This window comes from Streptomyces sp. NPDC012769, from assembly GCF_042901205.1.
Classification (GTDB): domain Bacteria; phylum Actinomycetota; class Actinomycetes; order Streptomycetales; family Streptomycetaceae; genus Streptomyces.
The window spans coordinates 1,073,677-1,089,894 of sequence record NZ_JBIBCP010000003.1; the positions used below are offsets into that span (position 1 = coordinate 1,073,677).

The window sequence follows — 16,218 nt, forward strand, 5'->3', positions numbered from 1 at the left end:
TGGAGGGGTGCGGGGTGGTGGTTCAGCGGTGGACAGGGGTACGAGCGGCGGCGGCCACAGCGCCCGCCTCGGCCCGCGCTGCCGGCGTGGGGGCCCGGCGCTCCAGCGCGGCGGACCAGAGGGCGAGGCCGAGAGCGGCCGCGGCGAGGGCGGCACCCACCCAGTTCGGGGCGGTGTAGCCGAAGCCGGAGGCGATGACGAGACCGCCGAGCCAGGCGGCGAGCGCGTTGCCCAGGTTGAAGGCGCCGATGTTGACGGCGGAGGCCAGGGTGGGCGCGGCGGAGGCCTGGTCGAGGACGCGCTTCTGCAGCGGAGGCACGGTGGCGAAGCCGAGTGCCCCGACGAGGAGGATGGCGATCGCGGCGAGGATCTTGTCGTGCGCGGCCACGGTGAACAGCGCGAGAACGATCGCGAGCCCGCCCAGCGTGACGTACAGGAGGGGCATCAGCGCACGGTCGGCGTACCGGCCGCCGAGCAGGTTGCCGAGGAGCATGCCGATGCCGAAGAGCACGAGCAGCCAGGTGACGGCCCCCTCGGAGTACCCGGCGACGTGGGTCATCATCGGGGCGATGTAGGTGATCGCGGCGAAGACGCCGCCGAAGCCGAGGACGGTCATCGCCATGGCGAGCAGCACCTGCGGGTTGCGGAAGGCGGTCAGCTCGCCGCGCAGCCGGGCACCTTCGGGGCGCGGCATGGCGGGGACGAGCTTCGCGATGCCGAGCAGCCCTACGAGGCCGAGAGCGGCCACGATCGCGAAGGTGGTGCGCCACCCGACGGCCTGGCCGATGAAGGTGCCGAGCGGCACGCCGACGATGTTGGCCACGGTCAGGCCGGTGAACATCGTGGCGATGGCGCCGGCCTTCTTGTCCGGGGCGACGAGCTCGGCGGCGACGACGGACCCGATGCCGAAGAACGAGCCGTGGGCGAGCGAGGCGACGATCCGGCCGGTCAGCATCGTCTCGAAGCTCGGCGCGAAGGCGGAGAGCAGGTTCCCGGCCACGAACAGGCCCATCAGGACCATGAGCATCCGCTTGCGGCTCACCTTGTTGCCGAGGACGGTCAGCAGCGGCGCACCCAGGACGACGCCGAGTGCGTACCCGGTGACCAGCAGACCCGCGGTCGGGATGGAGACGCCGTAGTCGTCGGCGATCTGGGGCAGCAGCCCCATGATCACGAACTCGGTCGTACCGATGCCGAAGGCCCCGACGGTGAGTGCGAGGAGGGCGAGGGGCGTGGCTCGCCCCTTCCGGGAATTACTTGAACGATCCCATTGCATGCTTCGACAATAGTTGCAGGCGCGCCATAAGTGCAAGCGCGGGTATGGGTGGGCCGGAAGTGTGTCTGCTGCGACCTCGGTGCGTCCGTGCGGAGGACTCAGGTGCGGGGAGCGGTGCGGGGAGCGCGAAGGTGAGTGGCGAAGAAGGACTCGATGCGCCGCCAGGCGTCCGCCGAAGCGTCCGGATCGGGACCGATGTTCATGACGCGGAACAGGGGGAGCAGTGGCCTGGGGCCGGCCTCGGCGTCGTTGAGAAAGGCGTGGCCTGCTTGCGGGTACTCCTTGACGTCGTGCACGACTCCATGACGTTCGAGGGTCGCGCTCAGTTTGTCGGCCGCCCCCTTCAGGGTGCCGTCCTTCCCGCCGAAGCTGGCGACGACGGGGCAGGCGTCGGCGAGGACATCCAGGTCCTTGGGGAGCAGTCCGTAGTTGGCGGACACCGCGTCGTAGTCACCGCGTCCGGCCGTCATCAGGGCGAACGCGCCTCCCATGCAGAAGCCGATGAGGCCGACCGCGCCGGTGCAGTCACCCTGGGCCAGCAGACAGGAGCGGGCAGCCTCCAGGTCCTGGTAGGCGCGCCCGGTTCCGGAGATGGCCGCGCGGATCGTAGGGATCAGGCAGCGCCGTGCGCCGCCCTCGGTGAACAGGTCGGGCATCAGCGTGAGGTACCCGGCGCCGGCCAGGCGCTCGGCATGGCGGAGCATGACGTCGTTGACGCCGAGTACCTCGTGGGCGATGACCACGCCCGGCCAGGGCCCTCGGCCTTCCGGTCGGACGAGGTGCCCCTTCAGCCTCTGCGAGCCCCCGGCCGGGGCACTCAGGCCGCTCAGGTCAATGGCTTCGACAGCAGGCATGGAGCTTCTCCCGGGGGCTGAGTGCGTCGGTGCGGTTCTTGTGTGCGGGATCTCCTCGCCACCGCCCGCGGGCCGCGGGCGCCGGCCGGCAGCCGCCGACCGGGGCCCGCCCGTCAGTCCGCCCGCGGCGGGTGTATCACCACCGCACCGGCAGGCTCCGCCTCCCCCGGATCAGCATCCCCGGGAGCCACTCCCCAGGCTCCCCGTCCGCCGTCAGGTCCGGGCAGCGCTCCAGCAGCGAGCGCAGGGCCACCTCGCCCTCGAGGCGGGCGAGCGGGGCGCCCAGGCAGAAGTGGATCCCGTGTCCGAAGGAGAGATGGCTCCGGGCGTCCGGGCGCCGTACGTCGAAGCGTTCCGGATCGGGGAAGCGCGCCGGGTCATGGTCCGCGCCGGCCATGGCGATCAGCACGATGGCGCCGCGCGGCACCCGTACGCCGCCGATCTCGGTCTCCTCCAGGGCGATGCGCGGCGTGGTGGTCGCCACCGGCCCGTCGTAGCGCAGCGTCTCCTCCACCAGCCCCTCCGCCAGCCCCGCCGGATCGGCCTGTACGGCCGCCATCTGCTCGGGGTGTGCGAGGAGCGCGCGCACCGCGTTGCCGATCGTGTTGACCGTCGTCTCGTGCCCGGCGACGAGCAGCAGGAAGGCCAACGAGACCAGCTCGTCCTCGGTGAGCTGATCGCCGCCCTCGTCGACCGTGTGGACGAGGGCGCTGAGCAGGTCCTCCCCGGGGCTCTCGCGCTTGGCGGCGATGAGCCCGGTGAGATACGGCATGATCCGCTCGTACGCCTCTTTCTCCGCCTCGGGGCTGGTGGGTGCGAGAGTCTCGTTGGACCAGGCGTGGAAGGAGGCGCGGTCCAGGCCGGGCACGCCGAGCAGTTCGGCGATGACGATCATGGGGAGCGGGGAGGCGAACGCCTCGATGAGGTCAGCGCGGCGGGCTCCGTCCGCCGTCATGCTGTCCAGTAGCTCGTCGGTGATCTCCTGGACGCGCCCCCGCATCCCCTCGACCCGCCGGGCCGTGAACTCCCGCGCCACCAGCTTCCGCAGCCGGGTGTGGTGGGGCGGGTCGCTCATCAGCATGTTGGAGTTGCCGAGCATGTTCAGGGCGTAAGGCGGGGTCCAGCCGGTCTGCCGCCACTCGCGGTGCCAGTCCCGGCTCAGCTGCGGGGCGGTGAAGGCCTCGCGCGCGGCCTCGTACCCGACCACGAGCCACACCAGGCCCCTGTCGGGCGTCACCACCTGGTGCACCGGACCGCGCTCGCGCAGCCGCGCGAAGGCGGTGTACGGGTCGGCCTGGAAGTCGGGGCTGAGTGAGGCGAGCACCTCGACCCCGTCGGGAATCTCGGGCCGGTCGGTTAAGTCGGGTATCGCGGAATCGGCGGCGGCTTTATCGGTCTCGGTCACGACGGAATTCCCTTCCCTCAGGCCCGGGTTATCGGCCCCCGCCGACAACTCCGAGCACGGCGGCTCACTTTAATCCCGCACCCCCACCCGCACAACTACCCACCAGCCCCGCGTTCACCGAACCGACAAACAACGTCAACGGAATTCACTTACCGGAGTCACATACGAGAGCGCGTCGGCAACGTGCCTGTGCGGACAAGTCAACTCCGCCCTGGCCGGATTCAAGCGCCGATTACTTCCCTATGCACCCATTTTTTGCAGGAATCGCCTTGGTTCCGCCGCCGTCAGGGTCACCCATGTGGTTGAACTCTGCCTGGTTTCAGGCCAATTGTAACTCGGTCACACGCCCTCCGCTCTGAGCGAACGGCTTCCCGGCTCCTCCCGGAGGGAAGAGGAGTTCGTGACCAATGCAATGGGATTCCGTTCCTCCGTGGGCCAGTTCCTTCTCGCCGACGGTGTGAAGGGAAAAGGGATCGCCGGTTCACTGCCCCGGAGGCCACGGAGTTTTGTGCGGCGCGATATACCGACGGCCTGTCTCGAGCAGGCCAGGGCACGTCGAGACATCGACCGTTCCCGAGGTCAACGGCGGCTGTACTCCATGCCGGTGACGTGCCGGGAAACCGAGACCGGCGAGCTGTCGGCCATCAGCGCACGTCAGAGAGGTGCCCGCGTTGTCCGGTCGGTCCTGTCGGTCCGGTCGTCCTGGCCCGGGGTCGCTACAGTGCGTTCCCATGATCACGGTGAGTACACGCTCGGTCGCCTACCCGGCCGACGGTCTGACGATGGTCGGGCACCTGGCGCTCCCGGCCGGCACCGACCGGCGGCCCGCAGTCCTGGTCGGGCCCGAAGGGGCCGGACTGAACGACTTCCAGCGCAGCAGGGCCGACGCCCTGGCCGAGATGGGATACGTGGCGTTCGCCTTCGACATCCATGGCGGACGGTGGTTCACCGACCCCGACGAGATGCTGGCGCGAGTGACTCCCCTGCTCGCGGATCCCGACCGGATGCGCGAGATCGGTCACGCGGCGCTCGACGTGTTGCGTGCCGAACCGCGGACCGATCCCGATCGCATCGCCGTCATCGGCTACGGCACCGGGGGCGCCATCGGGCTGGAACTCGGGCGCGACGGTGTCGATCTGCGTGCGATCGGCACCGTCAACGCCCTGACCACGGGCCGACCGGGCGAGGCGGCGCGCATCCGCTGCCCTGTGTGGGCAGGGGTCGGATCGGAAGACCCGATCATGCCGCCCGCGCAACGGGACGCCTTCGCCGCCGAAATACTGGCCGCGGGAGTCGACTGGCGTCTCGTGGTCTACGGCGGCGCCTTGCACGCCTTCCACCACCCCCCGGTGAACCAGCGCGTACGCCCCGGAGTGGGCCACCACCCTCGGCACGCGCAACGTGCCTGGCGTGACGTCGTCGGTCTGCTCGACGAGTGCCTGCCCGTGACGGAGTGATGCTTCCGCGGCCGTGTCGGAGCCACGTCACGCACTGCTCCCCGAAGGCGGCCCTCCGAAGTGAAGCACCGAGTCGACGGAGCGGCGCAGTGAGCGGGTCGTCGGCGGCGACGCGTAGGAGAGTCGAAAGAGCATGACTTCGGCCTCGTCCGGCTTGCTGGGGATGACGGCGGTGAACCTGGTGCGCAGAGTGCGCAGAACGTCGATCTCGGTGGCGTCGAGTCCGGTCTCGCTGCCACCTTCCACCCGGGCAAACAGGTAGAGCAGGGACGTGTGGGGCTGGAATCCCAAGCCGAGGGAGGTGGCGGTCAGCCAGAGCCGTTGCAGGGCGCGGCCCCCGTTGACGAAGGAATGAGGGCCCTTGCCCGGGATGGTGAGGCAGCCGACGGCCGACGAGGCGGCGATGGCCTTTCCGGCACTCTCCTCGAAGGCCTTGCCGCCGCCGATTCGGCGAACGAAAGCCAGACCGGACCATTGCCGTGCCAGCCGGACGCCCGCGAGGTCGACGTCGTCGAGCCCCAGCGTGGCGACGTCGATGCCGTCCCGCGTGCGCCGTGCCTCCTCGGGGTCCCAGCGCAACTCGTTCATCATCTCCCGATGCAGTTGCGGGGAAAGCATCCGCAGCCGGTCGCCGGCCCCCAGGATCCGACCCATCTCGTCCAACTGATCGCGGTCGGTGACGAGATGGAGCCGGGCGCCGCTCTCGGTGGCGCAGTCCGTCAGCGCTGTGGCGTGCGACCCGTCGAGTGGACGAACGGGGCCGGGGCTGCGGTTGGTGGTGCGGTGCTCGATCCAGTCGAACAGTGCGGGGCGCGGGACGCCGGCCGCACTGGAGAAGGTGAGTCGGCAGACCAGGCCGGGGTCGGCCGGGGTGGGGAAGTACTGCACATGGCAGGCCCAGCCCGCGGCTTGGGCCGCGAGGTGGATGTTCTCCACCGCCGCGCCGATGGCCAGTCGGGTGGCGCAGCCTTCGAAGTCGAGCAAGGTCTGCGGCTGCGCGGCGTCGATGCGGCAGTCCAACGCCTCGTCATGGGCTATGAACTGCCAGGGCTGGCTGTTGCCGCCGGACGGCGCCTGGATGCCGTGGGCGACCAGGCGGCGAATGCCTTCTTCACCCAGGGTGGCGTCGGCGTTGCCGGGCGGCGACGGCAGGAGCAGGGGAGGGGAGACCGCCTCCGTGGTGGGCTCGGACGTGGGCTCCGGTGGTGCCAAGGGAGTCTCCGCGCCTTCGCGGATCAGCGTGCCGGGGTCGACGAAGTACCTTCCGGAGGCGGTGAACTGGCCGAGGAGGAGGCGGCGAGCGGTATCTGTCACCAGCGCGGCGCCCAGGCTGACTCCGGAGGCGAGTTGCGGCCATGAGGAGATGGTCTTGCCTGTCTCGACGAGGGAGGAGACCAGACGCTCGGAGGGCTCGTCCTGACCGAGGATGCGGAGGAGGTGGGGGAGCTTCTCGCGGGTCGACATCGTCTTGACGTTGGCGGCCGCCACTCCCTGCAGAAGGCCGTGCAGAAGTGGACGTTCCGGTTCGAGGTCGAACCGCTCCACGTCCAGCATGCCGCGCTCGTTGGTCTCCATCAGGACGGGGATGCCGAGCGCGCGGGCGCGTTCACGGACGTGGACCTTGAGGTACATGTCGTCGCACTCCTCGACGAGGAGGTCGGTGCGGCCACCGCCCGCGAGGAAGGCGTCGGTGTTCTCCTCGGTCAGTCCCTCCGGCCAGACGGTGATGTCGAGGTAGGGGTCGATCTCGTACATCTGCCGTGCGGCGATGACGACTTTGGGCAGGCCGACATCGGCGACCGAGGCGCGGAGCCGGTTGAGGTTGGAGAGCGAGAGGAGGTCGAAGTCGGCGAGCCGGAAACGGTCGCCCACCCCCTCCTGGGCGAGGGTGACCGCACTTGCGGCGCCCACGGAGAGGCCGACCACGGCCACGGTCTTACGCGACAGGAGGTTCTGCTCCTCCGCGGTGATCTTGTAGCGGTTGCGGGACTGACGGAGCTCGCGGTGCTCGGCCGGCGGTAGGACGTGGACGAGCTGTCGCGACCAGGGGTACCACGCCCATGTGCCGTACTCCGCCGGGGGCGTGCCGCCGAGGTGGTCAGTGACCGCCGATGCCATTTCGTCGGCGTCCGGACGCCAGTCGGGGCGCCGAGCGGAGAGGAGCTCTTCCAGCTGGTCGGCACACGTGTCGTGGACGGAGTCGACGGCACCGCGTTCGAGGAGCTCCGTCAGGGCGGAGCGTTGCTCGGGCTCGACCGGTGCGTACAGCGTCGGTCGCCATGGAGCCGTGTCGCCGGCGGTCTGGGTGAAGGTGCCGAGATGCGCTTCCAGGTTCATCGATCGCCTAACGTGCGTTGCCGACGGATGCCGAGGCGGTGGAGCGGCCGAGGCCGAGCTCGTCGGCGACCGCGCGGACCACGTCGGTGGGGATGCAGGGGGCTTCGTCCAGGGCGCGGTCCAGCAGGACCGCCGCCTTGGTCAATCGCTCCTCGCGATGGCGGATCGCCTCCGCCCGGTTGATGGAGTAGTACGCCGTGATGCCCGGAAACGGGCGGTCGTGCAGGGGGCGGTCGTGCCGGAAACGGAGACCGCAGCGTTCGTACCCCTTGATTCGCTCGGTGGGGCCGCTGCCACAGATCACGGTGGCCCCCAGTCGCTGAGCCGCCACGACGGAGGTGAAGCACAACAGGGAGGCGAGGTTGCGGCCCCTCCAGCCGTGGTCCACCCAGATGCCGCAGATCTCCGCCACCGACTCGCCGGCGGCGACTTCGTCCGCCAAGGCGGCGTTGAAATCTTGGCTCGCGAGGTGGATCTCGGACGGCAGCTGCCCCGCTATCTTCCGGTGGATGCGGATGCCGCCGACAAGCCTCCCGCCGTCGTCGCCCGCCGTCTCGTCGTAAACAGCGAGGTAACTTAACGGGTCGCGAGTGGTGCGCCTGTCCGTGCTTCCGTACTTCGTCAACGTCTCGTAGCCGGGTGCGGAGTATGCGCGCTGCTGGGCTTCGAGGTAGGCGTCATAGGCGGGATCGTCGAACTGTGCGTCGAGTAGCCGGATATACATCAAGGGTCCTCGTGGGTCGGGTCGGGTCGGATCCGGAATTGCCGGAGCGGATACTCGACTGTAGCGATCAATGTGCGTCGCGGCATCGGCGATCTGTCCGTTTTGGAAAGATGATCCAGTTACCTGCCGCTCCATCCAATGGGCAATTTTCAGCCCCTTGATCGCTCGAACTGTGGCCAGGGTTCGGGCTTCTTCGGCCCGAAATGAAGGGATGTAGAGAGGGAAGCGATCGATTCACGCCACTGATGAGAGGGGATGTGACGTGAGTGGCCTTGTGCGGCTCACGGGTTTGGTGTTGCCTCGTAATGCATCGGGAATCCGCGATGATTCACGTGACGGTTAGCCCCGCCCACCTGGTGCCGACGTCCTCGGGACATGGGATGCGTCGCGGGGATTTCGCTTCGTCTGTCCGACTCGATTTCGCCACGGAACGACAGGCCGAGGGTGCAGACCCGAGGCTCGTATGCACCGCGAAGGAGATCGCCATGACCAAACCGCCGGCGACTGCCATGGATGAGTTGTGGAAACGGGTTTACACCCGTTTCCGGTTTTCATTCCCGCACGCTGCCTTGCGCTTGAACTAGTTTGCTCTGCTCAAGGCGCGTCGGGCCTGGTGCCTAGACCCATCCCTCGTCGAGGTACATCGTCCAGGTGTTTCCCACTGCCTTGTGCAATTCGACCAGGGCCGCGACGTCTGCGATGGCTGCCGGGGCGTCGGACAGCGGCAACGGGGAGTCCGGGACGCTGTCGCGGGTGTAGACCGGCAGCTCGCCATCGCAGCTGAAGGCGTGAAGCGGTGGGGGAGCATCGTTGAACCACGCCGGACAGTTCTCCTCGGCCCACGCAGCCGCAGCGTCGACACGATCCACATGCGCCAGTAGATGCTCAGGAGCGGGTCCGCCACTGAAGTGCACGAGGAAGCCGTGAGCGTCCACTGCCCACCAATCCCACAAAAGGCCAGGTCGGGGGTGCCGCAGGATCGTCGTCATTCCGTCACCGTATCCAGGCCGGACAAGGCCGTCGAAGGTGATCCGAAGGAAACGGCCCACTGGCAAGCGCCTGATTCCCGAGGTCGGCTCTGTCCTCGCCTCCAAGTTCCTTGGGCCGGCATCCTCCTGTCATGACCGACGACTGGCGAACGGACCGCATCGGAACCGCCCTGCAGGGCGCCAACCCCACCGTGATCCGGCGGCTCGACGCCGGGTTCGCGGTGATCGGCGACGTCCAGTTCCTCCCGGGCTACTCGGTTCTGCTCGTGGACGACCCGGAGGTACAGCGGCTGTCCGACCTGCCGAAGCCCGGACGGCTCGCGTTCCTCGCCGACATGGACCGGCTGGGAGAAGCCGTCGAGCGGACCTGCCGCCGCCTGGATCCCGGGTTCCGACGGATCAACCTGGAAATCCTGGGAAACAAGGACCCGTTCCTGCACGCCCACATCTGGCCTCGCTTCGCGTGGGAGCCGGCCGAGCTGGTGAACGCGCCCGTGTGGCTGTATCCGCGTGACCACTGGCAGGACGAGCGCTTCAGGCTCGGGCCGCGGCATGACGCGCTCCGGGACGCGATCGGCGCCGAGCTGGACCGGCTGGCCTGAGGACTCGGCCGGTGATGCCGACGCGTGCGCGGCCGCGCGGGGGTAAACCGCCGGCCTTCTCCAGGGAGGCTGTCGGAGCGGGATGGCACAGTGGGTGCCCGGGCGAGAGCCCCGGACGAACGGTGGCAAGGCGTACAGAGGGGCGGGAGCGGGGCGATGGGTGACTACTTCGAGCGGGTCGTCGACACCGAGGTGTCGGTCGAGGACGCCGGCGTCCTCGCGGCCCGCGTGATCGACTGGCTGGTGGCCGAGGGCATCGTGACCCGGGCCATGGACTCCTCCGGCGTCTACGGCCTGTACGCGGACGAGGGCTACCGGCCCGGTCCTCACTGGGAACGGGCCGTCGAGGACCCCGGCTGGGAACCCGGACCCCTCGCCGTGGTCATCGGACGTCACCACCACGTGGGCGGCCAGGGGCAGGACGAGGCCGAGTACGCGGACTGCCCCCGCTGCGACGCGCGCACCACGTTCATCGACTACCCCGCCTCCTTCGCGGCGGACGAGGAGATCTGGGCCCCGTTCCGCGCCGCGGTCACCACCTGGGAGCAGACCGGTAGCGGCCGTGCCGCATGCGCCGCCTGCGGCGCGTCGAGCCCCGTCACCGACTGGCGATGGGGCGACGCATACGCCCTGGGCGCGCTCACCTTCGAGTTCTGCGGCTGGCCGCCCCTGTCGGACACGTTCGTCGAGGACCTCGGCCGCCGGCTCGGCCACCGCACCTCCCGCCACATGGGCAAGGTCTGACCCCCACCGGCCACCGCCACCCCTCCCGCCCACCCGAACATCGTCGAAAAGTTTTTCGGCGTTTTCCGTTATCGGGCGGGCACCGCCCGATCTCCCAGGTGTTGGGCATCGGCAACAGGCAGGACGATCAGGATGAAGCAGGGCATGGAAGCACCGAACGGCACGGAGCTGGTCAGGGCCGCGCAAGGCGGTGACCCGCGGGCGCAGGACCGGCTTGTCGCCGCGTATCTGCCGCTGGTCTACAACATCGTGGGCCGGGCGATGAACGGGCACCACGACGTGGACGACGTCGTGCAGGAGACGATGCTCCGGACGCTCGACGGGCTCCCCGGACTGCGCTCTCCGGACAGCTTCCGGTCCTGGCTGGTCGCCATCGCCATGAACACCATCCGCGCCCACTGGCACCGCCGGCAGGCCGGCCACGCCACCGGCGGCCTCGACGACGCGCGGGACCTCGCCCACCCCGGCGCCGACTTCGTCGACCTGACGGTCGCCCGGCTGCAGCTGTCGGGCCAGCGGCGCGAGACCGCGGAGGCCACCCGCTGGATGGAGCCCGAGGACCGCGCCCTGCTGTCCCTGTGGTGGCTGGAGTGCGCCGGTGAACTGACCCGGCACGAGGTCGCGGCCGCCCTCCAGCTGTCGACCGAGCACACCGCGGTCCGCGTCCAGCGGATGAAGGAGCAGCTGGAAGCAGCCCGGGTCGTCGTCCGAGCCCTGTCGGCCCGCCCGCTGTGCCCCGCCCTCCACACCGGGCTCGGCGGCTGGGACGGCCGGCCCTCGGCCCTGTGGCGCAAGCGAATAGCCCGCCACGCCCGCACCTGCCCCCACTGCGCCGGCCTGTGGAACGGCCTCGTCCCCGCCGAGGGCCTGCTCGTCGGACTGCTGCTCGTGCCCCCGGCGGCGTCGCTGCTCACACACGTCCGGGAGAGCGCCGGCCTGGCCCTCGCCGCCACCTCCGTACCCCACCTCGACGGTCCCGAGGGCCTTCGTCCGGACGGGCCTCGGCCCGGTTCGGCCCGGGCCCGGCACGCCGCCGCGCCCGGGACGCGCGGCGCGCGCCGCAAGGAGGAGCAGCGCAAGCGCGGCCGCCGCCGGGCCGTCGCCGCCGCGGGTCTCGCGGTGGTGGCCGTCACCGGCGGCACCTTCGCCCTCGTCACCGGTCCCGAGGGCGGCGACCCGGACACCACCGACGTGACCCAGGCCTTGGCCCCGGACGCCGCCGCCCCCGTCGCAACCCCGCGGCCCACCACGGCCTCGCCCTCCGCCTCCCCGAGCCCCACCGCGAGCCGCACCGTCCAGCCGAGCCGTACGGCCACGCCCTCACCGACCAAGACGACGACGAAGCCCACCCCGCAGCGCACCACGGTGCTCGCAACCCGCCCGCGGCCCACCGGCGCCACCACCACCGGCGGCTCCGGCGACACCTCCGACTCCCGCCAGGTCATCGACCTGGTCAACACCGAACGATCCCGGGCCGGCTGCGGCCCGCTGTCCGAGAACTCCCTGCTGACCAAGGCCGCGCAGGGCCACTCCGACGACATGGCCGCACGCGACTTCTTCGACCACACCAACCCCGACGGCGACGGTCCGGGTGAGCGCGTCACCGCCACCGGATACCGCTGGTCTACCTACGGCGAGAACATCGCGAAGGGCCAGCGCACCCCCGCCCAGGTGATGGACTCCTGGATGAACAGCCCCGGCCACCGGGCGAACATCCTCAACTGCGACTTCCGGGAGATCGGCATCGGCATCCACACCGACGGCGGCCCCTACTGGACGCAGGTCTTCGGCGCGCGGTGAGGACGTGAGGGAGGACGTGAAGGGACCGTCGGCCGGGTCGTACGGCGTGCTCCACCGCCGGGCGGAGGACTCCGGCCTACGGTGATCCGATGCGAGCCGTACCGAAGTGGACCCTCGTGCCGTCGGGCAGCGCCCCTGTGGTGCTGGTCGGCGGCTGGACGACCGCGGCCGTGCTGGAAGGATCGTCCTACGACGCCGTCCGCCAGACGATCAGCGTGCTCGCGGCGTACGGGGCCGCCGGGTTCTGGGTGATGACCGGGGCACTGCTCGCCCTGGGCGTCTGCCATCTCGCCACCGCCTGGGGGCTGCGCGCGGCGGCCCCCGCCGGGCGGGCGGCGCTGGCCGCCGGGGGAGTGACCGCCCTGGTCGTGGCGATGGTCCCGACGCCGAGCAGCGGAGGGGCGCTACGGCACGGGTCGGTCGCCGCCGTCGGGTTCACCCTGCTCGCCCTGTGGCCGGTGCTGGCCGCCAGACCCGGTGACAGACCGGCCCCCTGGGCGCTGCGGCGCGCACCCGCCTACGCGGCGACGCTGCTGATGGGCCTCGGCGCGCTCTGGTTCCTGGTCGAGGCCAACCGCCGGGGCGCCGCGGGCGTCGCCGAACGCGTGGTCACCTGCATGCAGTCCCTGTGGCCGCTGGTGGTCGTCGTCTCCTGCCTGCGGTACCAGCGCGCCGCCGAGCGCCGGTCGCGCACCACCGGGAGCGCGGCGCGCTGACGCGCACCCCGCCCCTCAGGAGTGCGAGCCACCGTGCGAGCCGCCCTGCGAGCCGCCGTGCGCGGTGTCGACACCGCCGGCGGCTCCCGGCGTGGCGGCCGGGCCCGCGGTGCGCGGTTCCATACGGAAGGCGAAGCCGAGCGTTCCCGGGTCCAGCGCGGTCGCCCCGCCGTCGACGGTCAGCACCGCCCCGTTGACGAAGGAGGCCGCGGGCGAGAGCAGCCACGCGATCGCCTCGGCCACCTCGCGCGGCTCGCCGGGGCGGCCGACCGGCAGGACCCGGGTCACCTCTTCGTACGCCGCCTCGACACCGCCGTCCCCGAGGCCCGCCTCCTCGGCGAACCGGTTCATCCGGCGGTCCGCCATGTCCGTCCGCACCCAGCTCGGGCACACGGTGTTCGCCCGCAGCCCTGCACTGCCGTAGTCGACGGCGAGCGACCGGCACAGCTGGAGCAGCGCCGCCTTCGAGGTGGCGTAGGCGGCGTTGCCCACGCCGTTACGCAGAGCGGACACCGAGGCGACCGCGACCACCGCCCCACGGGCGTCGAGGAGGTGCGGAAGGGCCGCTCGCAGCAGGTGGAACGGGCCGGTGAGGTTCGTCCGCATGACCTCGTCCCAGTCCTCCAGGGTCACCTCGCCCACCCCTCCGCCCCGCCCGATGCCCGCGTTGAGGACGAGGCCGTCGAGGCGGCCGTGGACGTCGAGCACCCGGTCGACGAGCTCGCGCACCTCGTCGGGTTCGCCGATGTCCGAGGGCACGGCCAGGGCCCCGGTCTCCTCCGCGACCAGCCGCAGGGGTTCGGGACGACGCCCGGAGACCACCACCCGGTGTCCCGCCGCGCCCAACAGCCGGGCGGTCGCGGCGCCGATGCCCGTCCCGCCGCCGGTCACGAGATACACCCGCTGGTCCGTCATGGTCGTCGAGCCTCCGTCGTCGTCCCCGTCCCCATCTCCATGATCATAGGCAGGCGTTCCTTTGACCTTGGTCACTTCGCCTGCCCGGAACATGACGAAACGCTCCCGCACACGGTACGAAGACCTGCGTGAACGTACAGTCCTCAGACACCACCGTCCGCGTGTTCATCGCCCTCGCCCCGCCCGACGACGCGAAGGACGAACTCGCCCGGGAGCTGCGCCCCGCCTATGACGCGTACCCGCGCCTGCGGTGGAATCGCATCGAGGACTGGCACATCACCCTGGCGTTCCTCGGAGAGCTGCCCGCCGCGTCCGTCCCGCTCCTGAAGGCGCCGCTCGCGGACCTCGCCGCCACGCACCGGCCCGTCGAACTGGCCCTGCGGGGCAGTGGCCACTTCGACGAAAGGGTCCTGTGGAGCGGAATCGACGGGGAACTCGACCGACTGCGCCTCCTCGCCGCCGACGTGCGGACCGTGGTCCGGAACTGCGCCATCCCCTTCGAGGACCGACCCCTGCGCCCCCACCTGACGCTGGCCCGCGCCCGGCGCGGCGACCAGGACTCGGTGACGGCGGTGGCCGCCGCCCTCACCGGCTTCACCGGCCGCCCCTGGCACACCGAGCGACTCCACCTGGTCGGAAGCAACTTCGGGCGAGGCCCCGGACCGATCCACTACCGCGACATCGAGTCGTGGACCTTCAGTACTTCTTGACCCCCACGTGGTCGACGATGAAACGCCGCTTCCGCGGATCGAGCGCGAAGTGGATGCGACCGCAGTCACTGTGGGCCACGCCGTCCCGCACCTTCACATGCGGCAGGGTGTCCCGCTGCTCCCCGTCGAACTCCACCCAGCGCATCCTGGCGTTCTTCTTGATGGTCAGATCGCTCGTCGCCACCTTCAGCCCGTGCTGCGTCGAGAACCACTCGTCCAGGCGCGGCATGGACGACGACGTCTGCTCGTACAGATCAGCGGCCGCCTTCGCCAGCAGGATCAACTGCGCCGTCATCTCCTCGGGGAAGCGGTACTGATCCGACTTCCAGCTCCGCTCGGCACCCGGAGTGAACACGATCCGCCCCTCCGACGCCTCCTCCAGGGCACGATAGGTGGCGGCCGCGTCGCCCTTCGCCAGCACCGGGATCGCGCTCCACGGGTCGACCGAGGTCTCGCCCTGCGAGGCACGCTCCCGCTCGTACAGCTTGCGCCACCACACGGCCTCCTCCTGGAACTTGGTGGCCTCCGCGGCCTTGGAGGCGTTGTCGTCCGCCCGGGCCGCCTCCCCGACCGCCAGCTGCTCCCAGGTCGCGACGCTCTCCTCCAGCTCGCGCACCCGCTGCTCGAGGGCCTTGCGCTCGGCCGCCGCGTCACCGAGACGCCGGGCCTCCTCCACCTGTTCCGCCACCCGCCGGGCCGCCGCCCTGCGGGCGGCCTGCCGCGCGGCGTCCCAGCCCTTGTCGGAACCGCGCGCCAGGACGGACAGCTCGGCCAGACTGCGCATCCAGTGCTCCACCATCCCGTCCGCGGTGACCTCGGGCCGCGCATAGCTCGGATGGCACAGCCGCAGATCGGGCCAGACCAACAGGGCTCCGCCGTCGGGGACCCGGAGCATCGGCTGCCGCCGCAGGAGCGCCTGACTGGTGGCGTAGTTGAGCGTGACGACCTGGGCCAGCCCCATCAGCTGCGACGAGGCCCGTCGCGCCACCTGCCACGCCGTGTCGTCGCGCGGCTGCATCAGCAGGGCCGGCAGCCGGGTCGGCGACGCCAGCGAGTCGGAGAGCACGCTCACCTGCTCGCTCTGCCGGATCGGCTCGAACCGACCCGTCACCAGCTGCCCCAGCGTACGGAGGTCGAGCGTCTTGTCCGCGCAGACCTTGGCGAGCACGTTCGGCCGGAAGAGCGGCGGGTCCTGGATCGGAGACAGCCATCCGCTGGGGATCTCCTGCCCCATCACGACACGGAGCAGCACCCGGCCTTCGACGCGCGCCACCGTCACCTGCGTGACGAACCGCGCCCCGTTGTCCACCGGGTGTGACAGGTCGACCCGCAGGGCCTGGGCCGCCACCCCCTCCTCGACCCTCCAGCGGGCCTCGCGCCGCTCCCGACCGGGCGGTTTGGCCGGCAGCAGGGTCTGCCCGGAACGGGCGAGATCGCCCACGTCGAGCGCACTGCCCAAGGGGCCGTTCAGCCAGGCGGCCAGATGCCCGCGTAATCGCGCCACGGCATCGACCTCGACGCCGTTCGCCGCCGCCACATCGAAATCGACCACGTACAGGGGTTGCATGCACCCTCCCGAGCCACCCGCCCACGCCCACCCGATGACGCAACGTTAGTACCCGGTTGCGGGAGCTGGCTTCCCCTCTGCACGAGGGCTCTCAGGAGACGCGGTCCGACGCGGCGGACGAC

14 protein-coding genes are annotated in these 16,218 nt (G+C 70.7%); 6 read left to right on the forward strand and 8 right to left on the reverse strand.

Annotated features, from left to right (window positions below; translation table 11 throughout):
• Positions 1–22: 22 nt before the first annotated feature.
• The 3 genes from ACFY7C_RS20210 to ACFY7C_RS20220 form a co-directional block, all read right to left on the reverse strand.
• Positions 23–1,276 (reverse strand): MFS transporter, encoded by a 1,254-nt coding sequence (locus ACFY7C_RS20210; protein WP_389652126.1) that lies wholly within the window; start codon positions 1,274–1,276, stop codon positions 23–25.
• 98 nt (positions 1,277–1,374) lie between these two features.
• Entirely contained in the window at positions 1,375–2,130 is a 756-nt protein-coding gene (locus ACFY7C_RS20215; RefSeq protein ID WP_389652129.1) for a dienelactone hydrolase family protein, read from the reverse strand.
• A 136-nt stretch (positions 2,131–2,266) separates the two neighbouring features.
• Positions 2,267–3,535, reverse strand: coding sequence for a cytochrome P450 (locus ACFY7C_RS20220; RefSeq protein WP_389652132.1), 1,269 nt, complete (start codon positions 3,533–3,535; stop codon positions 2,267–2,269).
• 731 nt (positions 3,536–4,266) lie between these two features.
• On the opposite strand from ACFY7C_RS20220, the gene ACFY7C_RS20225 reads away from it, so the two are divergent.
• Positions 4,267–4,992, forward strand: a complete 726-nt coding sequence (locus ACFY7C_RS20225) for a dienelactone hydrolase family protein (RefSeq protein ID WP_389652134.1) — start codon at positions 4,267–4,269, stop codon at positions 4,990–4,992.
• 27 nt (positions 4,993–5,019) lie between these two features.
• Here the strand turns inward: ACFY7C_RS20225 and ACFY7C_RS20230 are convergent, their stop codons facing one another.
• From ACFY7C_RS20230 to ACFY7C_RS20240, 3 genes are all read right to left on the reverse strand, one after another.
• A complete protein-coding gene (locus ACFY7C_RS20230; protein ID WP_389652137.1) occupies positions 5,020–7,329 on the reverse strand; it encodes an Rv1355c family protein in 2,310 nt (769 codons plus the stop codon).
• A 7-nt stretch (positions 7,330–7,336) separates the two neighbouring features.
• The gene (locus tag ACFY7C_RS20235) at positions 7,337–8,188 is read right to left on the reverse strand and encodes a GNAT family N-acetyltransferase (protein ID WP_389652140.1); all 852 of its coding nucleotides are present in this window, start codon (positions 8,186–8,188) and stop codon (positions 7,337–7,339) included.
• Between the two features lie 482 nt (positions 8,189–8,670).
• Positions 8,671–9,042: a hypothetical protein gene (locus ACFY7C_RS20240; RefSeq protein WP_389652143.1), complete on the reverse strand. Its 372-nt coding sequence runs from the start codon at positions 9,040–9,042 to the stop codon at positions 8,671–8,673.
• 131 nt (positions 9,043–9,173) lie between these two features.
• Between ACFY7C_RS20240 and ACFY7C_RS20245 the strand changes: the two genes are divergently transcribed.
• From ACFY7C_RS20245 to ACFY7C_RS20260, 4 genes are all read left to right on the forward strand, one after another.
• Complete coding sequence (locus ACFY7C_RS20245) at positions 9,174–9,644, forward strand: diadenosine tetraphosphate hydrolase (protein WP_389652146.1); 471 nt, start codon at positions 9,174–9,176, stop codon at positions 9,642–9,644.
• Positions 9,645–9,800: 156 nt separating this feature from the next.
• Positions 9,801–10,388 carry a hypothetical protein gene (locus tag ACFY7C_RS20250; RefSeq protein ID WP_389652149.1) on the forward strand — a complete coding sequence of 196 codons (588 nt, stop codon included), beginning with the start codon at positions 9,801–9,803 and terminating at the stop codon, positions 10,386–10,388.
• A 144-nt stretch (positions 10,389–10,532) separates the two neighbouring features.
• A complete protein-coding gene (locus tag ACFY7C_RS20255; RefSeq protein ID WP_389652152.1) occupies positions 10,533–12,188 on the forward strand; it encodes a sigma-70 family RNA polymerase sigma factor in 1,656 nt (551 codons plus the stop codon).
• 89 nt (positions 12,189–12,277) lie between these two features.
• Complete coding sequence (locus ACFY7C_RS20260; protein WP_389652154.1) at positions 12,278–12,904, forward strand: DUF998 domain-containing protein; 627 nt, start codon at positions 12,278–12,280, stop codon at positions 12,902–12,904.
• A 15-nt stretch (positions 12,905–12,919) separates the two neighbouring features.
• Here ACFY7C_RS20260 and ACFY7C_RS20265 read toward each other — a convergent pair whose 3' ends face one another.
• Complete coding sequence (locus ACFY7C_RS20265) at positions 12,920–13,819, reverse strand: SDR family NAD(P)-dependent oxidoreductase (RefSeq protein ID WP_389652157.1); 900 nt, start codon at positions 13,817–13,819, stop codon at positions 12,920–12,922.
• A 128-nt stretch (positions 13,820–13,947) separates the two neighbouring features.
• Between ACFY7C_RS20265 and thpR the strand changes: the two genes are divergently transcribed.
• Positions 13,948–14,529 carry an RNA 2',3'-cyclic phosphodiesterase gene (gene thpR / locus ACFY7C_RS20270; RefSeq protein ID WP_389652160.1) on the forward strand — a complete coding sequence of 194 codons (582 nt, stop codon included), beginning with the start codon at positions 13,948–13,950 and terminating at the stop codon, positions 14,527–14,529.
• Here thpR and ACFY7C_RS20275 read toward each other — a convergent pair.
• On the reverse strand, positions 14,516–16,096 hold the full coding sequence (locus tag ACFY7C_RS20275) for a hypothetical protein (protein WP_389652163.1): 1,581 nt from the start codon (positions 16,094–16,096) through the stop codon (positions 14,516–14,518). The two genes, thpR and ACFY7C_RS20275, sit on opposite strands and share 14 nt — an antisense overlap.
• Between the last annotated feature and the right edge of the window lie 122 nt (positions 16,097–16,218).

Excerpts from the sequence above, each read along its gene's own strand:
- ACFY7C_RS20245 (WP_389652146.1), top strand. The coding sequence starts at position 9,174 with ATGACCGACGACTGGCGAACGGACCGCATCGGAACCGCCCTGCAGGGC.
- ACFY7C_RS20215 (WP_389652129.1), bottom strand. The coding sequence starts at position 2,130 with ATGCCTGCTGTCGAAGCCATTGACCTGAGCGGCCTGAGTGCCCCGGCC.
- ACFY7C_RS20225 (WP_389652134.1), top strand. The coding sequence starts at position 4,267 with ATGATCACGGTGAGTACACGCTCGGTCGCCTACCCGGCCGACGGTCTG.
- ACFY7C_RS20265 (WP_389652157.1), bottom strand. The coding sequence starts at position 13,819 with ATGACGGACCAGCGGGTGTATCTCGTGACCGGCGGCGGGACGGGCATC.
- ACFY7C_RS20235 (WP_389652140.1), bottom strand. The coding sequence starts at position 8,188 with ATGGAGCGGCAGGTAACTGGATCATCTTTCCAAAACGGACAGATCGCC.
- ACFY7C_RS20260 (WP_389652154.1), top strand. The coding sequence starts at position 12,278 with ATGCGAGCCGTACCGAAGTGGACCCTCGTGCCGTCGGGCAGCGCCCCT.
- ACFY7C_RS20230 (WP_389652137.1), bottom strand. The coding sequence starts at position 7,329 with ATGAACCTGGAAGCGCATCTCGGCACCTTCACCCAGACCGCCGGCGAC.
- ACFY7C_RS20275 (WP_389652163.1), bottom strand. The coding sequence starts at position 16,096 with ATGCAACCCCTGTACGTGGTCGATTTCGATGTGGCGGCGGCGAACGGC.
- ACFY7C_RS20255 (WP_389652152.1), top strand. The coding sequence starts at position 10,533 with ATGGAAGCACCGAACGGCACGGAGCTGGTCAGGGCCGCGCAAGGCGGT.
- ACFY7C_RS20250 (WP_389652149.1), top strand. The coding sequence starts at position 9,801 with ATGGGTGACTACTTCGAGCGGGTCGTCGACACCGAGGTGTCGGTCGAG.
- ACFY7C_RS20210 (WP_389652126.1), bottom strand. The coding sequence starts at position 1,276 with ATGCAATGGGATCGTTCAAGTAATTCCCGGAAGGGGCGAGCCACGCCC.
- ACFY7C_RS20240 (WP_389652143.1), bottom strand. The coding sequence starts at position 9,042 with ATGACGACGATCCTGCGGCACCCCCGACCTGGCCTTTTGTGGGATTGG.